The following is a 20,822-nucleotide window of genomic DNA, read 5'->3' as shown; positions in this document are numbered from 1 at the left end:
TATTAACGGGAAACCCCCGCACCCTCTGGGTGCGGGGGTTTTCTGCGTTCAGGGCTCATTTAGGGTCGAGTTATGCGATACGACCTGGTCATCTTCGACAATGACGGCGTCCTTGTGGACAGCGAGCCGCTTTCCAATACCATCCTTGCCGCCTATCTGACCGAGCTCGGGCACCCCACCACGTATGAGGATTCCCTGCGTGACTACATGGGGGCTGCCATTCATCGCGTACACGATCTTGTTCTTGAGCGGAGTGGGCAGCGTCTGCCCAAGGATTTTGATGTGACCTTCCACGCTCGTGTCTTCGCCGCCTTCGAGCGGGAGCTTGAGCCTGTGGCGGGGGCCGTTGGCGTACTGGAGAAGTTGGTGGCCGGTGGAGTGCCGTACTGCCTTGCCTCCTCCGGGAGTCATGAGCGGATTCGGGTCGGACATCGGCGGACCGGGCTCGATCGGTGGTTCGGTGACGACCGGGTCTTCAGCTCTGAGGACGTGGGGCGCGGGAAGCCTGCGCCGGATCTCTTTCTGTATGCCGCCGAGCGCATGGGAGTGGCGCCCGAGAAGTGTGTGGTGGTCGAGGACAGTCCGCTGGGGGTGCGGGCCGCTGTGGCGGCGGGGATGGATGTGTACGGGTTCACCGCCATGACGCCGGCGGAGCGGCTCTCGGGGGCCAATGAACTCTTCGGGGACATGGGGGAGTTGGCTGACCTGCTCGTATGACGTGGGTGGGGGGAGCGGTCTGACATTTGTCACTGCGAGGTCCGGACGATCGTTTCTGTCGGCCGATGGGTGGTCGCGGCGAGGCTGAGTACGTCGAGAACGAACGGGACGCACTCAGTGAGAGTGACAGTGACGACGGAGGACCGATCGCTATGAGCCAGCTCGGCACCACAGCCCCTGCCCCTGCCCCTGCCACGGGCACCGCAGCTGCCGCGGAAGCCTCCGTCCGGCAGTCGCGCTGGGAGTCGCTGAAGCCGCTCGTGCTGGACGCGGCGGTGCCCACAGCCTCGTACTACCTGCTCAGCAAGGGCTTCGGGATGGGCACGATGGCGGCGCTTGCCTGGAGCAGTGTGGTGCCCGCCGGGCGGACGCTGTGGAGTGTGCTCAAGGAGCGCCGGGTCAATGGGTTCGCGGCGCTCGTCCTGGCCGCCAACCTCGTCGGGCTGCTGCTCAGTCTGCTGGCCGGTGACCCGCGGCTGATGCTCGCCAAGGACAGTGGGATCACCGCGACGATCGGCATCGCTGTGCTGGTGTCCGTGGCCGCAGGGCGGCCGCTGATGACCGTGGGGCTCAAGCCCTGGGTGACCAAGGGGAATCCGCTGCGGACCGGTGTGTGGGAGCGGCTGATCGCCGAGCGGGGGAGGTTCGCGCGGATGGAGCGGATGTTCTCGGTGATGTGGGGTGTGGCGCTGTTCGGTGAGGCCGCGGTGCGGGTCGTGGGGGCCTACACGCTGCCCGTCGACACCATGGTGTGGCTCGGCGGCGTGATCGCCGGGGTCACCATCACGGCGACGGTCGTGGTCAGTGGTCACCTGGTCGTCGATCCGATGGAGAAGAAGGTGAGCGAGGAGGTCGCCGCGCTCGGGCGGTGACGGGGGCCTTGGCTCGCTGGGGGGGAGAGAGACGTAGGGAATTGGGTGGGTGATCTATCTACCCACTGGTAGCCAGGGGTTCTACGCTCTGCAGCCATGACAGATGAGCTGCGGCGCGGCAGGGCCTCTTTGGCGTTCAGCTTCCTGGTGCAGGGCGTCACCTTCGCGTTGCTGGTGACGCGGATCCCCGCCATTCAGGATCAGTACGGGATATCCGACGGCCTGCTGCCGGTGTTCCTCGCCGCCGTGCCGATCCTCGCGGGGGTCGGCAGCGTGGGCACGGAATGGCTGGTCAAAAGGGTGCCGCCCAGCCGTGTGCTGCGGTGGTCGCAGCCCGTGGTGCTCCTGGCGCTGCTCGGCGTCGGCGCCGGGGATGCCCTGTGGCAAGTGGCCGTGGCGCTGGGGGCGTTCGGGCTCTCGGTGGGGGCGCTCGACGCGTCCATGAACATGCTCGGGGTGAGTCTGCAGCGGGCGTACGGGCGCAGCATCATGCTGGGGTTTCACGCGGCGTACAGCCTGGGAGGGATCGCGGGGGCGTCGATCGCGTGGGCGGGGGCGCACTGGGATCTGTCGCTCTTCGTCTCGTATCTGCCGGTGGTCGTGGTGCTGTTGCCGACGGCGTTGGTGGGGAGTCGGTGGTACGTCGATGCCGGTACCGGTGTCGGTGTCGGTGCCGGTAGCGGTGTCGGGGAAGGGAAGGGCGGGCCCGTTGTCTTCAAGCTGCTGCTGCCGCTCTGCCTGGTGATGACCTTTGCGTACATCGGGGACTCGACCGTCTCCAACTGGAGTGCGAAGTATCTGCAGGACGTACTGGGCAGCTCCGAGGAGGTCTCGACCGTCCCCTATAACGTCTACATGGTCATGACGCTGTTGGGCCGGGGGCTCGGGGACCTGGGCGTGCGGCGGTTCGGGGCGGTTGCGGTGGTGCGGGCCGGTTCGGTGGTGGCCGCCGTCGGATTCGCCGTCGTGGCCGTGGCGCCCGGGGCGTGGACCGGCATCCTGGGGTTCACGGTGCTCGGGATCGGGCTGTGTGTGATCGTCCCGCAGACCTTCGCCGCGGCTGGGCGGCTCTTCCCGGGGGCGTCGGACGCCGCTGTCGCGAGGCTCAATGTCTTCAACTACGTGGGGTTCCTGATCGGTTCGCCGCTGGTGGGTGCGCTCGGGGATGCCTGGAACTACCGCGGGGCGATGCTCGTTCCCATGGTGTTGGTGCTCGTGACCTTGTTGTATGCCCGGTCTTTCGCCCCCGGAGCGGACCGATACGGTGACGGGCATGAGCGGCCGCGCACAGCTGATGTGGGACGAGGCAGTAACGGGCTATGACTTCGGTCCTGAGCACCCCATGGACCCGGTCAGGCTCGCGCTGACCAGAAGCCTGGTCGACGCCTTCGGGCTTGACCAGGAGCTGGACGTGGTGGCGGCCAAGCGTGCCGGTGACTCGACGCTGCGGCTCGTGCATCGCGAGGACTATGTGGACGCGGTCAAGGCCGCGTCCGCCGATCCGGCGTCGGCGGACGGCAACTATGGCCTCGGGACCCCGGACGACCCCGCCTTCGCGGGGATGCACGAGGTGTCGGCGCTGATCGCCGGGCAGTCGGTGGGTGCGGCCGAGGCGGTGTGGCGCGGGGAAGCGCTGCATGCCGTGAACTTCGCGGGTGGGCTGCACCATGCGATGCCGGGGTCCGCCTCGGGGTTCTGTATCTACAACGATGCCTCGCTGGCCATCGCGCGGCTGCTCGAGCTGGGCGCCGAGCGGGTCGCGTACGTGGATGTGGACGTGCACCACGGGGACGGGGTGCAGGCGTCCTTCTGGGACGATCCGCGGGTCCTGACGATTTCGTTGCACGAGCATCCGCGGACGCTGTTTCCGCAGACCGGGTGGCCTGAGGAGACGGGTGCGGCCGGGGATGCCGAGGGGTCGGCCGTGAATGTCGCGCTGCCGGCCGGGACCGGGGACGCGGGGTGGGTGCGGGCGTTCCACGCTGTGGTGCCGGAGTTGTTGGCGGAGTTTCGGCCGCAGGTGCTTGTCACTCAGCATGGGGCCGACACTCATTTTGAGGATCCGCTGGCTCATCTTGCTGTGTCGCTTGATGCTCAGCGGGCTGTGCAGGTGGCCTGCCATGAGTTGGCGCATTCGTACGCCGATGGGCGGTGGGTCGCGCTGGGTGGGGGTGGGTACGCCGTGGTGGATGTCGTGCCGAGGTCGTGGACGCATCTCACCGCTATTGCCGCGGGGCGGGAGATTTCGCCTTCGGCGGTGATTCCTGAGGGCTGGCGGCAGGAAGTCTTTGCGCGGACTCGGCAGTTGGCGCCTGTGCGGATGACGGATGGGCGGTGGCCTGTCTCCTGGGCGGAGTGGTCGGAGGGGTATGACCCTGCGGATCGGCTTGATCAGGCGGTGATTGCTGCTCGGCGGGCGGCGTTTCCGTTGCGGGGGTTGTTGCCATAGGGGCGTGGGGTGCGTGGGGTGCGTGGGGGGCGTAGGGGCGGTCCCTGCGGGGCTTTCCCCAATCCCGCCCCTTCCCGAAACCATGGGGCTCCGCCCCCTGGACCCCCGACAAGATGTCCTCAAACGCCGGACGGGCTGAATCTGTCCGGGCGTGCTGGATTGTCGGGCTGTTAGCCCAACTGTGGGTGTTTTCCGGGGTTTTGGGGGTGGGCGTCCGGCTGATGCGTCAGCATCGAGCCGTGTTGAGCACCGGAGCGTTGCGTGCGCATCTGTTGGCTGCCCGGTTGGCCGGGCCCGTGGCCACCACGCGGGAAGAGAGCCTGCGGAGCTATCGGCTCTTCGCGGCCCGGGATCCGCGGATACTGCTCGGGCTCGATCCCGAGTGGAGTTGGGGGCCCGGTGACCTGCTGGGGCTCATGGCCGACAAGTGCGGGGTGTCCGCCGACCCGCGGCACACCTCCGGGGGCGATGTCATCGACCCTGAGCGGACGTTGGTCGCGCTCGACGCCTTCGCCGAGAGGCTCGCGGACGCGGCGCGAAGGGGGCTCCCCGTGCTCTTCGGGACGGGGCATCCGCACCGCCTCCTCGGTTTCTACGCCGCCCTGGCGGACGCTTTGTCGGCGGCCGGGTGCACCGTCCTCACCCCCGCGCAGGGCAGCAGTGTCGACATAACGACCCGGTTCGGCCTACGCACGTACAACCTTGACTACGTACAAGGAGTCGCGCTGGTGCGGGAACCCGGCGCGCGTCCCACCGGGAGTGAGACCGGCGCACATACCCACTCACCACTCCCGGTTCGAGTCGCTCTCGCGGCTGCCGCGGAGGCTGACGGACCGCTTCCCGAGCTCGTCATCGGGGACCACGGATGGGTCTGCGGGGCAGGTCAGCTGGGGTTTGAGGCGATCGGTCTGGCGGATACGGATGATCCCGCGCTGTTCGTCGGAGAGGCCGAGGGGCAGGTGTCCGTCGTCGTTCCGCTTGATGACGCTGTGCGGTCTGATTACTACAGACCGCTTACTCGCTATGTACTCAATCGAGCGTGTCTGTCACAGTAGGCGGCCGATCGCTACTCCTCTTCCCCACTCGCATCATCCGCCCCTAGTCTGGTGAGTGAGCGCGCAGAGACGAAGAGTCACCGGAAGGGGAAGCCGGTGCCCGTCATGTGCGGAAGGTTCAGGTGGGGTGTCATGGCTGCTGACCAGAGGCCGCTGAACGAGGTCCAGTTCCTGACCGTGGCGGAAGTCGCCTCGGTGATGCGAGTGTCCAAGATGACCGTGTACCGCTTGGTGCACAGTGGTCATCTGCCCGCCATTCGGGTCGGAAGGTCATTCCGGGTCCCGGAGCAGGCGGTTCACGAGTACCTCCGCGAGTCCTATGTAGGGGTCGAGGCGGGCTGATCGGAGTCGATCGATCCCCCTCGATTACGTCCCTCACCCGGGGGCGGGTAGGCTAGGCCGACGTAGGTCGTGTGGGCCCAGTCTGCTGCCCCGCACCGAGTGAAGAGAAGTGAGCGAGGGTAGTCGTGGGCTCTGTTATCAAGAAGCGGCGTAAGCGGATGGCCAAGAAGAAGCACCGCAAGCTGCTGAAGCGCACTCGCGTTCAGCGTCGCAACAAGAAGTAAGCGACAGCTGTACAGCGTGTCCCGAAGCCCTCCCGTCATCCGGCGGGAGGGCTTCGGCGTTTTCCGGGTCCTTTCCGGGGCACCCGCCGGGGCGTCTTCCGGCCGGTTTTCGGGCTTCGCCGCATCGCCTGGGGGCTTGTTTCGAACGTACGTCCTGGGCAGGATGTGCCTCCCGATCCGGCGTACGTCCTGCTCTGGGCGTAGGGCCTGGTCCGTGCGTTTGTCGGTGGCTGTCGTCACTTCCTGCATCAGGCGGTCATCACAGCGCAACATCGACCCGCTAGCGTGTGCCGGGAGAGACATGATGGGGCGCGGCAGGACGTCGATGGCTGGGGAAGGCAGGCGCTGATCTTGGGCAAGGTCGTGCTCGTGACCGGGGTGGCCCGACAACTGGGCGGGCGGTTCGTCCGGCGCGTCCTGCGGGACCCCGAGGTCGACCGGGTGGTCGCGGTGGACGCGGTCCCTCCCGCGCACCATCTGGGCGGCGCCGACTTCGTCCAGGCCGACATAAGGCAGCCCGCGATCGCCAAGGTGCTCGCCGAGTTCTCCGTCGACACGGTCGTGCACATGGACGTCACGGGCACCGCGCTCGCCGGCGGCAACCGCGGCTCGCTCAAGGAAACCAACGTCATCGGCACGATGCAGCTGCTCGGCGCCTGCCAGAAGTCGCCGACGGTCAAGCGGCTCGTGGTGAAGTCGAGCACCAATGTGTACGGCTCCGCGCCCCGTGACCCCGCGGTCTTCACCGAGACGACGCCGCCGAAGTCCCTGCCGAGCGGCGGCTTCGCCAAGGACACCGTCGAGGTCGAGGGCTACGTACGCGGATTCGCGCGCCGCCGCCCGGACGTGGCGGTCTGCGTGCTGCGCTTCGCGAACATCCTGGGTCCTGCCGCGGACTCCCCGCTCGCCGAGTACTTCTCGCTGCCGGTCCTGCCGACCGTTTTCGGCTACGATCCGCGGCTGCAGTTCGTGCACGAGGACGACGCGATCGAGGTCCTGCGCCTCGGGTCGCGCGATCCGGAGCGCGGGACGCTCAACAGCGGCACCTTCAACATCGCGGGTGACGGCCTGCTGTTGCTCTCGCAGTGCTCGCGGCGCCTTGGGCGTCCGACGCTGCCGGTGTTCATGCCCGCGGTCACCTGGGTCGGCCAGGCGCTGCGGACGCTGGGCGTGACGGACTTCTCGCCGGAGCAGATCAGGCTGCTCACCCACGGCCGGGTCGTGGCCACCCGGCAGATGCGCGAGACACTGGGCTTCAGCCCCAAGTACACGACCGCGGAGACCTTCGCGGATTTCGTACGCAGTCGGGGTCCCGGACTTCTGCCGCCGCAGGCCGTCGCGGGGGCCATCGACCGGATCGCCACGCTGCCCTTCGCGGGCAACCAGAGCGCCAACTGAGGAGAGCGTCAACGATGGCGGACGCCAAGGTCATTCCGTTCGACGACGACCGGTCGCGCGCGGGTGCGCAGCGCCCGTCGCGGCGCAGGGGCGCGGGCGCGGCCCGGCGCAAGAACGATCCGGCAGCCGTGCGTGAGGTCAGGGCCATGCCGGGCCAGCAGTACGGGGAGCCGCAGGTGGAGAGGGCCGAGCCGGAGCCTGCGCGACAGGAGGCCTCCGGGCCCGGGGCCGGGGTGGAACCTCGGCCGCGGGGCGCCGGTGGTGGCCTGGAGCGGCGTATCGCGGGTGGCCTCGCGTTTCTGCGGCGGCGGCTCACGGGTGACTACGAGGTCGACGACTTCGGTTACGACGAGGAGCTCACCGACCAGGTCCTGATGTCCCTCGTGCGGCCGCTGTACGAGAAGTACTTCCGTGTCGAGGTGAAGGGCATCGAGAACATCCCGTCCGACGGCGGGGCGCTGATCGTCTCCAATCACTCCGGGACGCTGCCGCTCGACGGCCTGATGATGCAGGTCGCCGTGCACGACAACCACCCCGAGGGCCGGCATCTGCGGCTGCTCGCGGCGGACCTCGTCTTCATGCTGCCGGTGGTCAATGAGCTGGCACGCAAGGCGGGGCACACGCTGGCGTGCGCAGAGGACGCGGAGCGGCTGCTCGCGCGGGGTGAGCTGGTCGGGGTGATGCCGGAGGGGTTCAAGGGCATCGGGAAGCCGTTCAGCGAGCGCTACAAGCTGCAGCGCTTCGGGCGTGGCGGATTCGTCTCCACCGCGTTGCGGGCGGGGACGCCGATCGTGCCCTGCTCGATCGTGGGGGCGGAGGAGATCTACCCGATGATCGGGAACGCGAAGACGCTGGCGCGGGTGCTCGGTTTCCCATACTTCCCGATCACGCCTACGTTCCCTTGGCTCGGGCCGCTGGGCGCGGTGCCGTTGCCCACGAAGTGGACGATCCAGTTCGGGGAGCCGATTCACACGGACGGCTATCCGCCGGAGGCGGCCGAGGACCCGATGCTGATGTTCAACCTGACCGATCAGGTCCGGGAGCAGATTCAGCACACGTTGTACAAGCTGCTGGTGCAGCGGCGGTCCGTCTTTTTCTGACGTAAAGCCGACCGACGTAAAGCCGGCCGGTCTTGATCCCGCGAAGGGATCAAGACCGGCCGGCTTTACGTGAACTACTTGGCGTCCTCTTCGTCGATCCCCAGGCCCGGCAGCAGGCCCGGCAGGATCGGAGGCACCGTGACGTCCGGCTTGGCCGACGGGGTCTCCTTGTCGGACGAATTGCCGTCCGACGGGCTGCTCGGAGTCGTGTCGGACTTCGGCGGGTCGAGCAGGCCGCCCGTGTTGCCGCCCAGCAAGCCGTCGTCCTCGCCCTTGTCCGGTGCCGACGGGCGGGGCTCACTCTTGTCGGCGCTCGAGCCGTCCCTCGGGGACGAGTCCGGGGACGAGGGGCTGTCCGGCGTCGAGGAGCCGGAGGAGCCGCCCTGGCTTGGCTGTCCGGGGGCGTCGCTCTTGTCCGGGGTGCGGGGGAGGAGGGAGCGGAGGGGGTCCACTTCCTGGTCCATCGCGTCGAAGACCGAGCTCACCTGCTCGCCCACGTCACCGAGCTGGACGGGCAGCCTGCTCTGCAGGTCGCTCCAGCTTCTGCGGTGCGACTCGGAGAAGGCGGACAGGGTCTGGATGGGGCCGAGCGAGCCGTCCCTCTCGTACGCCTGGTGGAGAAGGCGGTGGCCTTCCGTGGCGTCGTGCCGCATGCCCGAGAGGGCCCGCCTGACCTCCCCGAGGGATTCGTGGTCGAGGTCGCCGGTGCGGCCCCGCTCCATCAGCCGACGGGCTTCGTTCAGGCGTGTCGACGCGTGGTCGAGATAGACCTCGCCCTTGCCGCTGTCGCCGTCGGCCATGCCGAGCTTGAGGTCCTCCATGCCGCGCTTCAGGCCGTACAGCGAATCGCCCGGCAGCGCGTCGGAGCTGGCCGCGGCCACTCCGCTGAACGCCCCTGCGGCCACGCCGACGGTGAGCCCGCCCGCGGCGATGCCTTGCGAAAGCCTGGAGCGTGGCTTCAGTTTGCGCAGTCCCGTGGCCCGGTGGGCACCTTTGCGGGACCGCTGTTCGGGCACCGAGGTACCGATGGTCCCGCCGCCCGCGGCCGTGCCCTCAAGGAGCATGGCCTCCATGGCGGCTACGAGCTGGGCCCGCTGGACCACTTTGACCTCGGGATCCAGCTCCGGCTTCGGCAGCTCGCCGAGGCCGGTCGCGAGAGTCAACATCCGGTCCGGGGCCGTCTGTTCGGACGGCACGGGATCGGGCGTGACGGAACCTTCGGACTGCTCGGCCGCCGGGCCCTGGTCGGATTGCTCCTCCAGGGCCTGGGCGAAGGCGTTCGCCCGCCGGTGTGCCGATACGTTCGCGATCACTGGCGGCACCTCCTCTCGTCATGACGGTCGACTCCCCAGGGGGTCCTGAGGGTTGCACGACTTGAGCACTTCCACACGATCGAGTGAGCGGAGGTGATCAGGGAGCAACCACAGGGAGCCTGCATCCCGCACAACGAGTGTCGCGGCACTTGGGTTACGGACGGAGGATGATCGGACCGCTTGAATTCCGTGACGGCCATCTGGCCGCCACGGACGGTGAGTTGAAGACTCCGCACGGCTACAGAGGGCTGTCGGTGGCGCGCGGTGTCAGCGCACGTCGTCCGGCAGGAGCCGGGCCAGTGTGCGGACCGCGCGGTACTGGAGGGTCTTGATCGCGCCCTCGTTCTTGCCCATCACCCGAGCGGTCTCGGCGACCGAGAGGCCCTGCAGGAAGCGCAGGGTCACGCACTCCTGCTGCTGGGGGTTGAGGCGGCGCACGGCGTCGAGCAGTGCGGCGTTGGAGAGGGACTCCAGGACGGAGTCCTCGGGGCTGCGCTCGACCTCATTGGCGTCGAGCATTTCGCCGGTGGTCACTTCGAGGCGGAAACGGCTCGATTTGAAGTGGTCGGCGACCAGGTTGCGGGCGATCGTGACCAGCCAGGCGCCGAAGTCGCGGCCCTGCCAGGTGAACGTGCTGATGCGGCGCAGGGCGCGCAGAAAGGTCTCGCTGGTGAGGTCCTCGGCGGTCGCCTTGCCGCCGACGCGGTAGTAGATGTAGCGGTAGACCGTGTCGCTGTACTGGTCGTAGAGACGGCCGAAGGCGTCGGACTCGCCCGCCTGGGCGCGTTCGACGAGATCCATCATGCGGGCGCTGTCGCTGTCCGCGGCGGGACGGCGGGGGGTGGGGGTTGAGGTGGCGGCAGAGGCGGAACGAGCCCGTCTGCTGACCGCCGCGCCGCTGTCCGCCAGGGCATAGACGGGCCCGGCGGGTGTGGGGACGGCAAATGCGGGGACGGCGGGGCCGGCGTACGCGGTGGGGACGAAGCCGCGCAAGCGGTCGGCGACCGTTGCGCGCAGCGTAGCCAGGCCCGAGGCGTCAACCCCGACGTGTGGGTACACGGGACTCCCAGAGGCAGAGCTTCCATCACGTGCAGTGCGGGACCGTTCACCCGTCGTAGCGACGCGTGGGGTCCGTAATGCGTCTGAGGAGAATAACGCTTCGTACAGGCGGCACTACACCCAGTTGCTCAAATCACCGATTACGTCGCTTCTGTTACCGGTCTATGCCCGTTCAAGTAGCAGACAGTGAACGGATGTTGATCGATATGGGTCACATTCCGTCTAAGCGCAGGGCGTGTTGTGGCCGAGTGCTACCGGCGTGACTGGCGGGAGCCCGGGTGGGGTAGGACCGAGGGAATGTTCAGTGGCGGCGGCGGTGCAGGGCGATGGCCGCGGCCGTGCCGCCCGCGAGCGCGCCGACTCCGGCGGCGGCCGGGATGCCGACCTTGGCGGCCTTGCGGCCGGTGCGGTAGTCCCGCAGGCGCCAGTCACGCTCGCGCGCGTGCTTGCGCAGTTTGGCGTCGGGATTGATCGCGTACGGATGCCCGACCAGCGAGAGCATCGGGATGTCGTTGTGCGAATCGCTGTACGCCGCACAGCGGGCCAGGTCCAGGCCCTCCGCCGAGGCGAGCGCGCGGACCGCCTCCGCCTTCGCCGGGCCGTGCAGGGGCTCGCCGACGAGCTTTCCCGTATAGACGCCGTCCATGGACTCGGCGACCGTGCCGAGCGCGCCGGTCAGGCCGAGGCGGCGGGCGATGATCGTCGCCGTCTCCACCGGGGCGGCCGTGACCAGCCAGACCTTCTGGCCCGCGTCGAGGTGGGCCTGGGCCAGGGCGCGCGTGCCGGGCCAGATGCGCTCGGCCATGTACTCGTCGTAGATCTCCTCGCCGATGGACATCAGCTCGGCGACGCGGTGGCCCTTGACGATGGACAGGGCGCTGTCGCGGGCGTCCTGCATGTGCTCGGGGTCCTCGACGCCCGCGAGCCTGAACCACGCCTGCTGCCAGGCGAATCGGGCCAGCTCCTGGCGCTCGAAGAACTTCCGCTTGTAGAGGCCGCGGCCGAAGTGGAAGATCGCGGCGCCCTGCATCACGGTGTTGTCGAGGTCGAAGAAGGCGGCGGCCTTGTCGTCGCCGACGACCGGGAACTCGGGCTCCTCCGGTTCCTCGGGCGAGGGCGCCGCCGCTGCGGCCTCGTCCTTGTCGAGCGCCTCCAGCTCCTGGGAGGACTTGCGCGCTGCCTCAGCCGAGGCCTCGCCTGCCAACACGCTCCGCGCGGTGGCGGAGCGCCTACGGGGGGTGAGCCATCCGAGAGCGGCCATGTCGTGAGCATAGCTAGTTCGTTCGGTCGTTCCGGAGTCGGCAGGATTCGGTGCTGTGAACTCTGCGCGACCGCACCGTTAAAGAGGCGGCCGAAGAGGGGCCCGTGCGGCGCGTCGGTGGGGCGAGAATGGTGTCATGAGCCCGATTTTTCGCCGTACGGAGAAGAAGAAGCCCCAGGACCGGACGGTCACCTTGATCGGTAAGCCCGGCTGTCATCTGTGCGATGACGCACAGCTGGTGATCGAGAAGGTCTGCGGCGAGCTGGGAGTCGTATGGGAGAAGAAGGACATCACGCAGGACGAAGAGCTCAACCGGGCCTACTGGGAACAGATCCCGGTGGTCCTGGTGGACGGTGAACAGCACACCTTCTGGCGGGTGAACGAAGATCGACTGCGGCGCGAGCTCGCTCCGTAGTCCGAATCGTCACTGACCGACGAGTCCAAACGGCCCGAATGGTCCCTTAGGATCGTGGGCGGTTTGGTCTCGGGGGCGATGATCGTGAGGAGAGTGTGCGGTTTTGCCCCCATCAAGTGAGCACCGCAGCCTCATGTGCGCCGGTTCCCGGAACGTGCGCCGGGGGCGCGTGACCCCGGTCACGTTGGCCGGGCAAATCGGACACCATCTTTGTGCACGCGTTCACAAAGACATAGCCTGCTTTCGACGGGGCGGTCTGGGGATGTGTGACCGCCTGCAGCCCCGCTCTACCCGCAGGAGCACCGTGGCAACTGGCCGAACTCACCGACCGGCGACCCGCAGCCGAGGGATTCCCGAGGCCACCGTCGCCAGGCTTCCGCTGTACCTCCGAGCCCTCACCGCACTGTCGGAGCGCTCGGTGCCCACGGTCTCCTCCGAGGAGCTCGCGGCCGCCGCGGGGGTCAACTCCGCGAAGCTGCGCAAGGACTTCTCCTACCTCGGCTCCTACGGGACGCGCGGTGTGGGCTACGACGTCGAGTACCTCGTCTACCAGATCTCCCGCGAGCTGGGCCTGACCCAGGACTGGCCCGTCGTGATCGTCGGCATCGGTAACCTCGGCGCCGCGCTCGCCAATTACGGCGGGTTCGCCTCGCGCGGCTTCCGTGTCGCCGCGCTGATCGACGCCGACCCGGCCATGGCGGGCACGCCCGTCGCGGGGATGCCGGTGCAGCACACCGACGACCTCGAGAAGATCATCAGCGACAACGGCGTCTCCATCGGCGTCATCTCGACCCCGGCGGGCGCCGCCCAGCAGGTCTGCGAGCGGCTCGTCGCCGCCGGTGTGACCTCGATCCTGAACTTCGCGCCCACCGTTCTCTCCGTGCCGGACGGCGTCGACGTACGCAAGGTGGACCTCTCCATCGAGCTGCAGATCCTCGCCTTCCACGAGCAGCGCAAGGCCGGTGAGGAAGCGGCGGCCGACGGTGTCGAGCCGCCCGCCGCCGCCAAGCAGCAGCGGAAAGGACCCGACGGGGACGTCCCCGCCGTGATGCCGGCATGAGTCTCCTCGTCGTAGGGCTGAGCCATCGCAGCGCTCCGGTGAGCGTGCTCGAGCGGGCCGCCCTTGCCGCCGATGCGCAGGCCAAGCTCCTGCAGGACACGCTGGCCGCCGAGCCCGCCACCGAAGCGGCCGTGCTCGCCACCTGCAACCGCATCGAGCTGTACGCCGACGTGGACAAGTTCCACGCGGGCGTCGCCGAGCTGTCCACGCTGCTCGCCCAGCACAGCGGTGTGGGCCTCGAGGAGCTCACCCCTTATCTGTACGTCCACTACGAGGACCGAGCCGTCCACCACCTGTTCTCGGTGGCCTGCGGCCTGGACTCGATGGTCGTCGGCGAGGGGCAGATCCTCGGCCAGATCAAGGACGCCCTCGCGCGCTCCCAGGAGCTGCACACCGCGGGGCGCCTCCTCAACGACCTCTTCCAGCAGGCCCTGCGGGTCGGCAAGCGCGCGCACTCGGAGACCGGCATCGACCGGGCCGGGCAGTCGCTCGTGACCTTCGGCCTCGAACAGCTCGCCGGGCGCGAGCCGGTCGAGGCGTGGGCCAAGGGCAAGCGCGCCCTGGTCATCGGCGCGGGTTCCATGTCCTCGCTCGCCGCGGCGACGCTCGCGCGGGCCGGGGTCGACGAGGTCGTCGTCGCCAACCGCACGCTCGACCGGGCGCACCGCCTGGCGGAGATCCTTTCCGAGGGCGGTACCGGCACCATCGCGCGCGCCGTGCCGATGGATCAGGTGGCGGCCGAACTGACACGTGCAGATGTCGCGGTCTCCTGCACCGGGGCCACCGGTCTCGTCCTGACCGCCGAGGCCGTCGCGGCCGGAGTCGCCGACCGTACGGGCGCGCCCGTCGCGGTGGGCGCACCGCGCGTACCGGCGACAGACTCCGCGTCTGCCTCCGCTCCGTACGACACTGCCCCCGACAGCGACGAGGCGTGCCCGCTCGGGCTCTCCGGCGACGGGGCGGCCGTGCCCCGCGGCGTCGGGTTCTCCGTCATGGGCGAGGACGCCGTCGCCGGGATGGACGCCGCGACCCTTGAGCAGCACGCGGCCTGGGTGGACAACGCGCCCGCCGTGCGCCGTGACGACCCGCAGAGCGAGGCCGACACCATCACCGCGCTCGCCGCGGCCGTGACCGCCACCGGGCGGGTGCCCGAGCGCCGCGGCCCCTCGATGGTCGAGACCGGCCATGTCCTGCTCGCGCTGCTCGACCTGGCCATGCCCCGCGACATCGACGGAGCCGTGCACCGCATCGACGGCGTACGCCTCGTCGACATCGAGTCGCTCGCCGAGGCCTCCGCGGACGCCCCGATGGCCGACGACGTGGAGCAGGTCCGGGGACTCGTCTCCGACGAGGTCGCCGCCTTCGGCGCCGCGCAGCGGGCCGCGCACATCACGCCGACCGTGGTCGCCCTGCGCACCATGGCCGCCGACGTCGTCGCGAACGAGATCGCGCGGCTCGACGGACGGCTCCCAGGACTTCCGGAGAAGGAGCGCGCGGAGATCACCCAGACCGTCCGCCGCGTCGTCGACAAGCTGCTTCACGCGCCCACCGTGCGGGTCAAGCAGCTGGCGAGCGAGCCCGGCGGCGCCGGGTACGCGGACGCGCTGCGCACCCTCTTCGACCTCGACCCGCAGACGGTCGCCGCCGTCAGCAGGGCCGACAAGATCAATGAACCCACCGATCAGAACGCATCGCAAACAGATCCGAATCGAGGCCGGGCATGACCGAGAGGGCACTGAGGCTCGGGACACGGCGCAGCAAGCTGGCCATGGCCCAGTCGGGGCAAGTGGCCGACACAGTGAGCCGGTTGACCGGCCGCTCCGTAGAGCTCGTGGAGATCACGACGTACGGCGATACGTCCCGTGAGCACCTGGCACAGATCGGCGGCACCGGCGTCTTCGTGACCGCCCTGCGCGACGCTCTGCTCGCAGGCGAGGTCGACTTCGCCGTGCACTCGCTGAAGGACCTGCCGACCGCACAGCCGGACGACCTGGTCCTGGCCGCGGTGCCGCTGCGCGAGGACCCCCGTGACGTGCTCATCGCACGCGACGGGCTGACCTTCCCCGAGCTGCCGAGCGGCGCACGCATCGGCACCGGCTCGCCCCGCCGCATGGCGCAGCTCAACGCCTACGCCCGCAACCACGGGCTCGCGATAGAGACCGTGCCGATCCGCGGGAACATCGACACCCGCATCGGGTTCGTGCACAAGGGCGAGCTCGATGCCGTCGTGCTCGCCGCCGCCGGGCTCCACCGCGTCGGCAGGATCGACGAGGTGACCGACTTCCTGTCGGTCGACACAATTCTGCCCGCCCCCGGCCAGGGGGCACTGGCGATCGAATGTGCCGCGTCCAACGCGTCACTGACCGCCGCGCTCGCCGAGCTCGACGACCCGTACACCCGGGCCGCCGTGACCGCCGAGCGATCCCTGCTCGCCGCCCTGGAAGCCGGTTGCAGCGCACCTGTTGGTGCGTTGGCCGACTTGCTGGCCGACGGGCAGATTGTCAAGGAAATGCGCCTGCGCGGCGTCGTCGGGGCAACCGACGGCTCGACGCTGGTGCAGCTGTCCACCACCGGTCCCGTGCCTGAGACGCATGACCAAGCCATGGCGCTCGGCCGCGAACTCGCTGCCGAGATGCTTGCCAAGGGCGCGGCCGGTCTGATGGGGGAGCGAGCACTTTGAGCCCCACCTCGAACCTTCCCGGCCTTCCCGCACACGGGCACGTCACCTTCCTGGGTGCCGGACCCGGAGATCCGGGACTACTTACGCTGCGCGCCGTAGAGGCGCTGGCCCGAGCGGACGTGCTGATCGCCGAGCCTGATGTGCTCGACGTCGTTCGCGCGCATGCCAGGGGAGGTGTGGACACACCTCGGCCAGGGACAGTTGACGACGCGTCAGCGATCGCCGAAGCGTCTTCGTTGCGAGCCGCCACCAATCTTGTCATGGAGGCGGCACGGGGCGGCAAGCGGGTCGTACGAGCCGTCAGCGGCGACGTCGGCCTCGACACCTACGCGGCCGAGGAGATGCTCGCCTGCGCCGCCGAGGGCATCTCCTTCGAAGTCGTGCCCGGCATCGCCGCGGCGGTCGGTGTACCCGCCTACGCGGGTGTTCCGCTGCGCGACGCGCAGGGCACGGACGTACGTTTCGTCGACGCGCGCACCGCGTCCGACCGCTGCTGGAGCGAGGTGGGGGCGTCGGACGGGACCGTGGTCGTGTCGGCCTCCCTGGACTCCGTGGCGGCGGCAGCCGGTGAACTGGTGTCGTCCGGCCGCAAGCCGGACACCCCGATGACGGTGACCATCGCCGGTACGACGACGCGCCAGCGCACATGGCAGGCGACCCTGGGCACCATTGCCCAGGTCCTCAAGCAGGCGAAGGTGCTGCCGTCGCCCGACGGAGGCCAGCCCGTCATAGCCGTGGTCGGTGAGCGGTCCGCCGCCGCCCAGCGCGACCAGCTGTCGTGGTTCGAGTCGAAGCCGCTCTTCGGGTGGCGTGTGCTCGTCCCGCGTACGAAGGAGCAGGCGGCCTCGCTCTCCGACCAGCTGAGCTCCTACGGCGCGGTGCCCCACGAGGTGCCGACCATCGCCGTGGAGCCGCCCAGGACGCCGCAGCAGATGGAGCGCGCGGTCAAGGGACTCGTCACGGGTCGCTACGAGTGGATCGCCTTCACCAGCGTCAACGCCGTCAAGGCCGTGCGCGAGAAGTTCGAGGAGTACGGGCTCGACGCCCGTGCCTTCGCCGGGATCAAGGTCGCGGCGGTGGGCGAGCAGACCGCCGCGGCGCTCGTCGCCTTCGGCGTGAAGCCCGACCTGGTGCCCAGCGGTGAGCAGTCGGCCGCGGGTCTCCTGGAGGACTGGCCGCCGTACGACCCCGTCTTCGACCCGATCGACCGGGTCTTCCTGCCGCGGGCCGACATCGCCACGGAGACGCTGGTCGCCGGTCTCATCGATCTCGGGTGGGAGGTCGACGACGTCACCGCCTACCGGACGGTGCGCGCGTCGCCGCCCCCGGCGGACACGCGTGAGGCGATCAAGGGCGGCGGCTTCGACGCCGTGCTCTTCACGTCCTCGTCGACCGTGCGGAACCTCGTCGGCATCGCCGGCAAGCCGCACAACGTGACCGTCATCGCCTGTATCGGCCCGGCCACCGCCAAGACCGCGGAGGAGCACGGGCTCCGGGTGGACGTGATGGCTCCGGAGCCTTCCGTCCACAAGCTCGCCGAGGCGTTGGCCGAGTTCGGAACGAGGCGTCGAGCGGCTGCGCTCGATGCGGGGGACCCTGTGACCCGGCCCAGCGAGCGGCGCCCGGGTTCCCGTAGGCGGCGTGCGGCTCCCTGAGTCTCAGGCGTACCGTGAATCACCGGCTTCGCCGAGTTCGTCCTCAAACGCCGGACAGGCTGGATATCCCAGCCTGTCCGGCGTTTGAGGTTGAGGGCGGGGCCGGGGCCCCAGAAATCGCATGAGGTGAGAGAGACAGTGACCAAGTACGGATCGTTTCCCGGAGCGCGGCCCCGGCGCCTTCGGACCACTCCCGCCATGCGGCGCATGGTCGCGGAGACGCGGCTGCACCCGGCCGACCTGATCCTGCCCGCGTTCGTGCGCGAGGGAATCAGTACCCCCGTGGAGATCGGCGCCATGCCCGGCGTCGTCCAGCACACCCGCGACAGCCTGAAGAAGGCAGCCGTCGAGGCGCTGGAGGCCGGGGTCTCCGGGATCATGCTCTTCGGGGTGCCGGAGGAGGCGAAGAAGGACGCCGCGGGGACCGTCGGCACCGATCCGGACGGAATCCTCCAGGTCGCCCTGCGTGACGTGCGCGCCGAGGTCGGAGACGACCTCATCGTCATGTCCGACCTGTGCCTGGACGAGTTCACCGACCACGGTCACTGCGGTGTCCTCGACGCGGAAGGGCGCGTCGACAACGACGCCACCCTTGAGCGGTACGCCGAGATGGCGCAGGTCCAGGCCGACGCGGGCGCCCACGTGGTGGGCCCGAGCGGCATGATGGACGGTCAGATCGGTGTCATCCGGGACGCGTTGGACCAGGTCGGGCACGAGGACGTCTCCGTGCTCGCCTACACCGTCAAGTACTCGTCCGCTTTCTTCGGCCCCTTCCGTGAGGCCGTCGGTTCGTCCCTGAAGGGCGACCGCAAGACCTACCAGCAGGACCCGGCCAACGCCCGTGAGTCCCTGCGGGAGCTGGCGCTCGACCTCGAAGAGGGCGCCGACATGGTGATGGTGAAGCCCGCGGGGCCCTACCTGGACATCCTCGCCCGGGTCGCCGACGCCGTCGACGTGCCGGTCGCCGCGTACCAGATCTCCGGTGAGTACTCGATGATCGAGGCCGCCGCCGAGCGCGGCTGGATCGACCGGGACCAGGCGATCATGGAATCGCTCACCGGCATCAAGCGCGCGGGCGCGAACATGATCCTCACGTACTGGGCCACCGAGGTGGCGCGGCGGCTCTGAGCTCGCCTCCCCGGGCCGTCCGCTTGACCTCAAGTTTGATTGAGGTTGCAGGGTGGTGTGCATCGACGTCCGGCCGACGGACGGTCGACGTTCTGAGGAGGACGTATGCGCGCCGTTGTTCTGCACGAGTTCGGGCCCGCCGAGAACCTGACGTACGAGACCTTGCCCGACCCCGTCGCGGGGCCGGGCCAGGTACGGATCGCCGTGCGGGCGGCGGGAGTTCACCACGTCGAGACCGTCATGCGGCGTGGCGACGCGAGTGACATGGCGCCGCCGCTGCCCGAGCTGCCCTCGGTCTTCGGCGGGGAAGTCGCCGGGGTCGTCGACGCGGTGGGGCCCGGGGTGGATCCCGCGTGGCTGGGGCGGTCCGTCGTGACCCCGCGCAGTGAGCCCGGCGGGTACGCCGAGCTGGCGGTGGCCGAACTCGCGCAGCTGCACGAGGTGCCGGACGGGCTCGGGTTCGAGGCCGCCGTGACCATGGTGATGACCGGGGCGACGGCCATGGGGCTCCTGGACGCCGCCCAACTCACCTCCGACGACGTGGTGTTGGTGACGTCCGCGGCCGGAGGCGTCGGGCGGCTCGTGGTGCAGTACGCCGGTGCGCTCGGGGCGGTCGTCATCGGCGCCGCCGGCGGTCCCGACAAGGTCGAGGCCGTCTGGGAGCTCGGCGCCGACCTCGCCGTCGACTACAACGAGCCCGGCTGGGCGGACCTCGTGCGCGAGCGGCTCGACGGGCGCCGGGTCAGTGTCGTGCTCGACGGGTTGGGCGGCGAGAAGTCCGCCGCCGCGTTCGGGCTCATCGGTGAGGGCGGGCGGTACGTGGTCATCGGCTGGTCCTCGCAGGAAGGGTTCGAGCCGGACGCGGGCGCCGTGGAGGAGCGGGGGATCTCCGTCGTCAACGCCCTGCTGCGGTTGATCGAACGGCCCGAGGACGGCCCCGAGCACGAGCGGCGGGCTCTGGAGGCCGCCACCAAGGGGGAGTTGGTGCCCGCGGTGCAGACGTTCCCGCTGGCCGACGCGGCTCTGGCCCATGCGGCCATGGAGCGGCGCGAGACCACGGGGAAGGTCGTGCTTGTCCCTTAGCCCTGTTCTTGGCCCTGCTGCCTCAGTTCTGCAGCCTCAGCCCTGCTGCCTCAGTTCTGCTTGAGCAGGGTCACCAGGCGGGAGAGGCCGTCGGCGCCGTGGCCCTCATCGACCGCGCGGTCCAGGAGGCCCTGGAAGGGCTCGAACATCTCGGTCCGCAGGCCCTGATCGGCGTACGCCTGAAGGAAGTTGGGGAACGCCTCGCGGTTCATGGCGAGGTTGGACACGTCGGTGAGGTGCTGGTCGTTGTCGACCGCCTCGGCCGTCCCCGGCACGATCCCGTCCGTCATCGCCACGACCCAGTCCCTGAGCAGCGGCGCGAATTCGCGTGCCGGGATGCCCTCGCTGCCGATCAGGGCGAACGCCTGGGCGACACCGAGCGCCATGCCGTACATCCCGGTGAGCAGGGAGAGGTCGTAAAGGGCGGCCAGGCCCGGGTCCTTGCCGACCCACTTGGTGTCGGCGAGCGCCTCCAGCGTGGGCCGGTGCGTCGCGAAGGCGGCCTCGTCCGTCCCGCTGTAGAGGATGTACGCGCCGGGCGTCGCGATCATCTGGGGGACGGCCATGATGCCGCCGTCGATGTACGAGATGCCGTGAGCCGCGGCCCAGTCCGCCAACTCCCTTGCCTGAGCGGGCGTTCCGTTCGTGAGGTTCACGACCGTGCGGCCGGCGAGCGCCTCCGCCTCCGGGGTGAGGAGGGCGCGGACGTTCTCGTTGGTGGTGAGGCAGACGATGGTGAGGGGGCTCGCGGTGACGGCGTCTCTCGCGGTGTCGGCCGGGGTCGCGCCCTGGGCGGTCAGGGGGCCCGTCTTGGCGGCGGTGCGGTTCCATACGGTGGTGGGGTGGCCCGCCTTGAGGAGCGCGGAGGCGAGCGCGGTGCCCATGAGGCCGAGGCCGAGGACGGTTACGGGGGACTGGGTGGGCTGAGCGGGCTGAGCGGGCATGGCTGTGGACTCCGATCGGAGGCGTGTGGTGGGAACGCCTCCGATCCTTCCCGTGCACGGAGAAGCG

20 protein-coding genes are annotated in these 20,822 nt (G+C 69.4%); 16 read left to right on the top strand and 4 right to left on the bottom strand.

Annotated elements, in window-relative coordinates; all coding sequences use genetic code 11:
- Nucleotides 1–72: 72 nt before the first annotated feature.
- The 9 genes from ABD378_RS05165 (at nucleotide 73) to ABD378_RS05125 (ending at nucleotide 8,157) form a co-directional block, all read left to right on the top strand.
- Nucleotides 73–717 carry an HAD family hydrolase gene (locus ABD378_RS05165; RefSeq protein WP_344519184.1) on the top strand — a complete coding sequence of 215 codons (645 nt, stop codon included), beginning with the start codon at nucleotides 73–75 and terminating at the stop codon, nucleotides 715–717.
- A 152-nt stretch (nucleotides 718–869) separates the two neighbouring features.
- Nucleotides 870–1,589 (top strand): VC0807 family protein, encoded by a 720-nt coding sequence (locus ABD378_RS05160; RefSeq protein WP_344519183.1) that lies wholly within the window; start codon nucleotides 870–872, stop codon nucleotides 1,587–1,589.
- A gap of 96 nt (nucleotides 1,590–1,685) precedes the next feature.
- Nucleotides 1,686–2,912 (top strand): MFS transporter, encoded by a 1,227-nt coding sequence (locus ABD378_RS05155; protein WP_344519182.1) that lies wholly within the window; start codon nucleotides 1,686–1,688, stop codon nucleotides 2,910–2,912.
- Nucleotides 2,863–4,038 carry an acetoin utilization protein AcuC gene (locus ABD378_RS05150; protein ID WP_344519181.1) on the top strand — a complete coding sequence of 392 codons (1,176 nt, stop codon included), beginning with the start codon at nucleotides 2,863–2,865 and terminating at the stop codon, nucleotides 4,036–4,038. Before ABD378_RS05155 ends, ABD378_RS05150 begins: the two co-directional genes overlap by 50 nt.
- Nucleotides 4,039–4,277: 239 nt before the next feature.
- Nucleotides 4,278–5,093, top strand: coding sequence for a phosphatase (locus tag ABD378_RS05145; RefSeq protein ID WP_344519180.1), 816 nt, complete (start codon nucleotides 4,278–4,280; stop codon nucleotides 5,091–5,093).
- Between the two features lie 132 nt (nucleotides 5,094–5,225).
- A complete protein-coding gene (locus ABD378_RS05140) occupies nucleotides 5,226–5,435 on the top strand; it encodes a helix-turn-helix domain-containing protein (protein WP_157869005.1) in 210 nt (69 codons plus the stop codon).
- A gap of 125 nt (nucleotides 5,436–5,560) precedes the next feature.
- Nucleotides 5,561–5,659, top strand: coding sequence for a 30S ribosomal protein bS22 (locus ABD378_RS05135; RefSeq protein WP_003948845.1), 99 nt, complete (start codon nucleotides 5,561–5,563; stop codon nucleotides 5,657–5,659).
- 351 nt (nucleotides 5,660–6,010) lie between these two features.
- A complete protein-coding gene (locus tag ABD378_RS05130; protein ID WP_344519179.1) occupies nucleotides 6,011–7,057 on the top strand; it encodes an NAD-dependent epimerase/dehydratase family protein in 1,047 nt (348 codons plus the stop codon).
- 14 nt (nucleotides 7,058–7,071) lie between these two features.
- Entirely contained in the window at nucleotides 7,072–8,157 is a 1,086-nt protein-coding gene (locus tag ABD378_RS05125) for a lysophospholipid acyltransferase family protein (protein WP_344519178.1), read from the top strand.
- A gap of 74 nt (nucleotides 8,158–8,231) precedes the next feature.
- On the opposite strand, the gene ABD378_RS05120 is transcribed toward ABD378_RS05125, so the two are convergent.
- From ABD378_RS05120 to ABD378_RS05110, 3 genes are all read right to left on the bottom strand, one after another.
- Complete coding sequence (locus tag ABD378_RS05120; protein WP_344519177.1) at nucleotides 8,232–9,470, bottom strand: DUF5667 domain-containing protein; 1,239 nt, start codon at nucleotides 9,468–9,470, stop codon at nucleotides 8,232–8,234.
- Nucleotides 9,471–9,737: 267 nt separating this feature from the next.
- A complete protein-coding gene (locus ABD378_RS05115) occupies nucleotides 9,738–10,529 on the bottom strand; it encodes an ECF subfamily RNA polymerase sigma factor, BldN family (protein ID WP_160506459.1) in 792 nt (263 codons plus the stop codon).
- A 301-nt stretch (nucleotides 10,530–10,830) separates the two neighbouring features.
- Nucleotides 10,831–11,790, bottom strand: a complete 960-nt coding sequence (locus ABD378_RS05110) for an HAD family hydrolase (RefSeq protein ID WP_344519176.1) — start codon at nucleotides 11,788–11,790, stop codon at nucleotides 10,831–10,833.
- 136 nt (nucleotides 11,791–11,926) lie between these two features.
- Here ABD378_RS05110 and ABD378_RS05105 point away from each other — a divergent pair, with 136 nt between their 5' ends.
- The 7 genes from ABD378_RS05105 (at nucleotide 11,927) to ABD378_RS05075 (ending at nucleotide 19,811) form a co-directional block, all read left to right on the top strand.
- Nucleotides 11,927–12,205: a glutaredoxin family protein gene (locus ABD378_RS05105; RefSeq protein WP_344519175.1), complete on the top strand. Its 279-nt coding sequence runs from the start codon at nucleotides 11,927–11,929 to the stop codon at nucleotides 12,203–12,205.
- A gap of 304 nt (nucleotides 12,206–12,509) precedes the next feature.
- Nucleotides 12,510–13,265, top strand: coding sequence for a redox-sensing transcriptional repressor Rex (locus ABD378_RS05100; RefSeq protein WP_344519174.1), 756 nt, complete (start codon nucleotides 12,510–12,512; stop codon nucleotides 13,263–13,265).
- On the top strand, nucleotides 13,262–14,989 hold the full coding sequence (locus ABD378_RS05095) for a glutamyl-tRNA reductase (protein WP_344519173.1): 1,728 nt from the start codon (nucleotides 13,262–13,264) through the stop codon (nucleotides 14,987–14,989). Before ABD378_RS05100 ends, ABD378_RS05095 begins: the two co-directional genes overlap by 4 nt.
- Entirely contained in the window at nucleotides 14,986–15,945 is a 960-nt protein-coding gene (gene hemC, locus ABD378_RS05090) for a hydroxymethylbilane synthase (RefSeq protein WP_344519172.1), read from the top strand. The genes ABD378_RS05095 and hemC overlap by 4 nt, the downstream gene beginning before the upstream one ends.
- Nucleotides 15,942–17,600 (top strand): bifunctional uroporphyrinogen-III C-methyltransferase/uroporphyrinogen-III synthase, encoded by a 1,659-nt coding sequence (locus tag ABD378_RS05085; protein WP_344519171.1) that lies wholly within the window; start codon nucleotides 15,942–15,944, stop codon nucleotides 17,598–17,600. Before hemC ends, ABD378_RS05085 begins: the two co-directional genes overlap by 4 nt.
- Nucleotides 17,601–17,738: 138 nt before the next feature.
- Entirely contained in the window at nucleotides 17,739–18,728 is a 990-nt protein-coding gene (gene hemB, locus ABD378_RS05080) for a porphobilinogen synthase (protein ID WP_344519170.1), read from the top strand.
- A gap of 105 nt (nucleotides 18,729–18,833) precedes the next feature.
- Nucleotides 18,834–19,811, top strand: a complete 978-nt coding sequence (locus ABD378_RS05075; RefSeq protein ID WP_344519169.1) for a zinc-binding dehydrogenase — start codon at nucleotides 18,834–18,836, stop codon at nucleotides 19,809–19,811.
- Nucleotides 19,812–19,861: 50 nt separating this feature from the next.
- On the opposite strand, the gene ABD378_RS05070 is transcribed toward ABD378_RS05075, so the two are convergent.
- Complete coding sequence (locus tag ABD378_RS05070) at nucleotides 19,862–20,755, bottom strand: NAD(P)-dependent oxidoreductase (protein ID WP_344519167.1); 894 nt, start codon at nucleotides 20,753–20,755, stop codon at nucleotides 19,862–19,864.
- Nucleotides 20,756–20,822: the final 67 nt, after the last annotated feature.

The sequence above is a fragment of the Streptomyces rectiviolaceus genome (assembly GCF_039533825.1).
In the GTDB taxonomy this organism is placed as follows: Bacteria; Actinomycetota; Actinomycetes; order Streptomycetales; family Streptomycetaceae; genus Streptomyces; species Streptomyces rectiviolaceus.
This window is presented reverse-complemented; position numbering and strand designations above follow the sequence as displayed.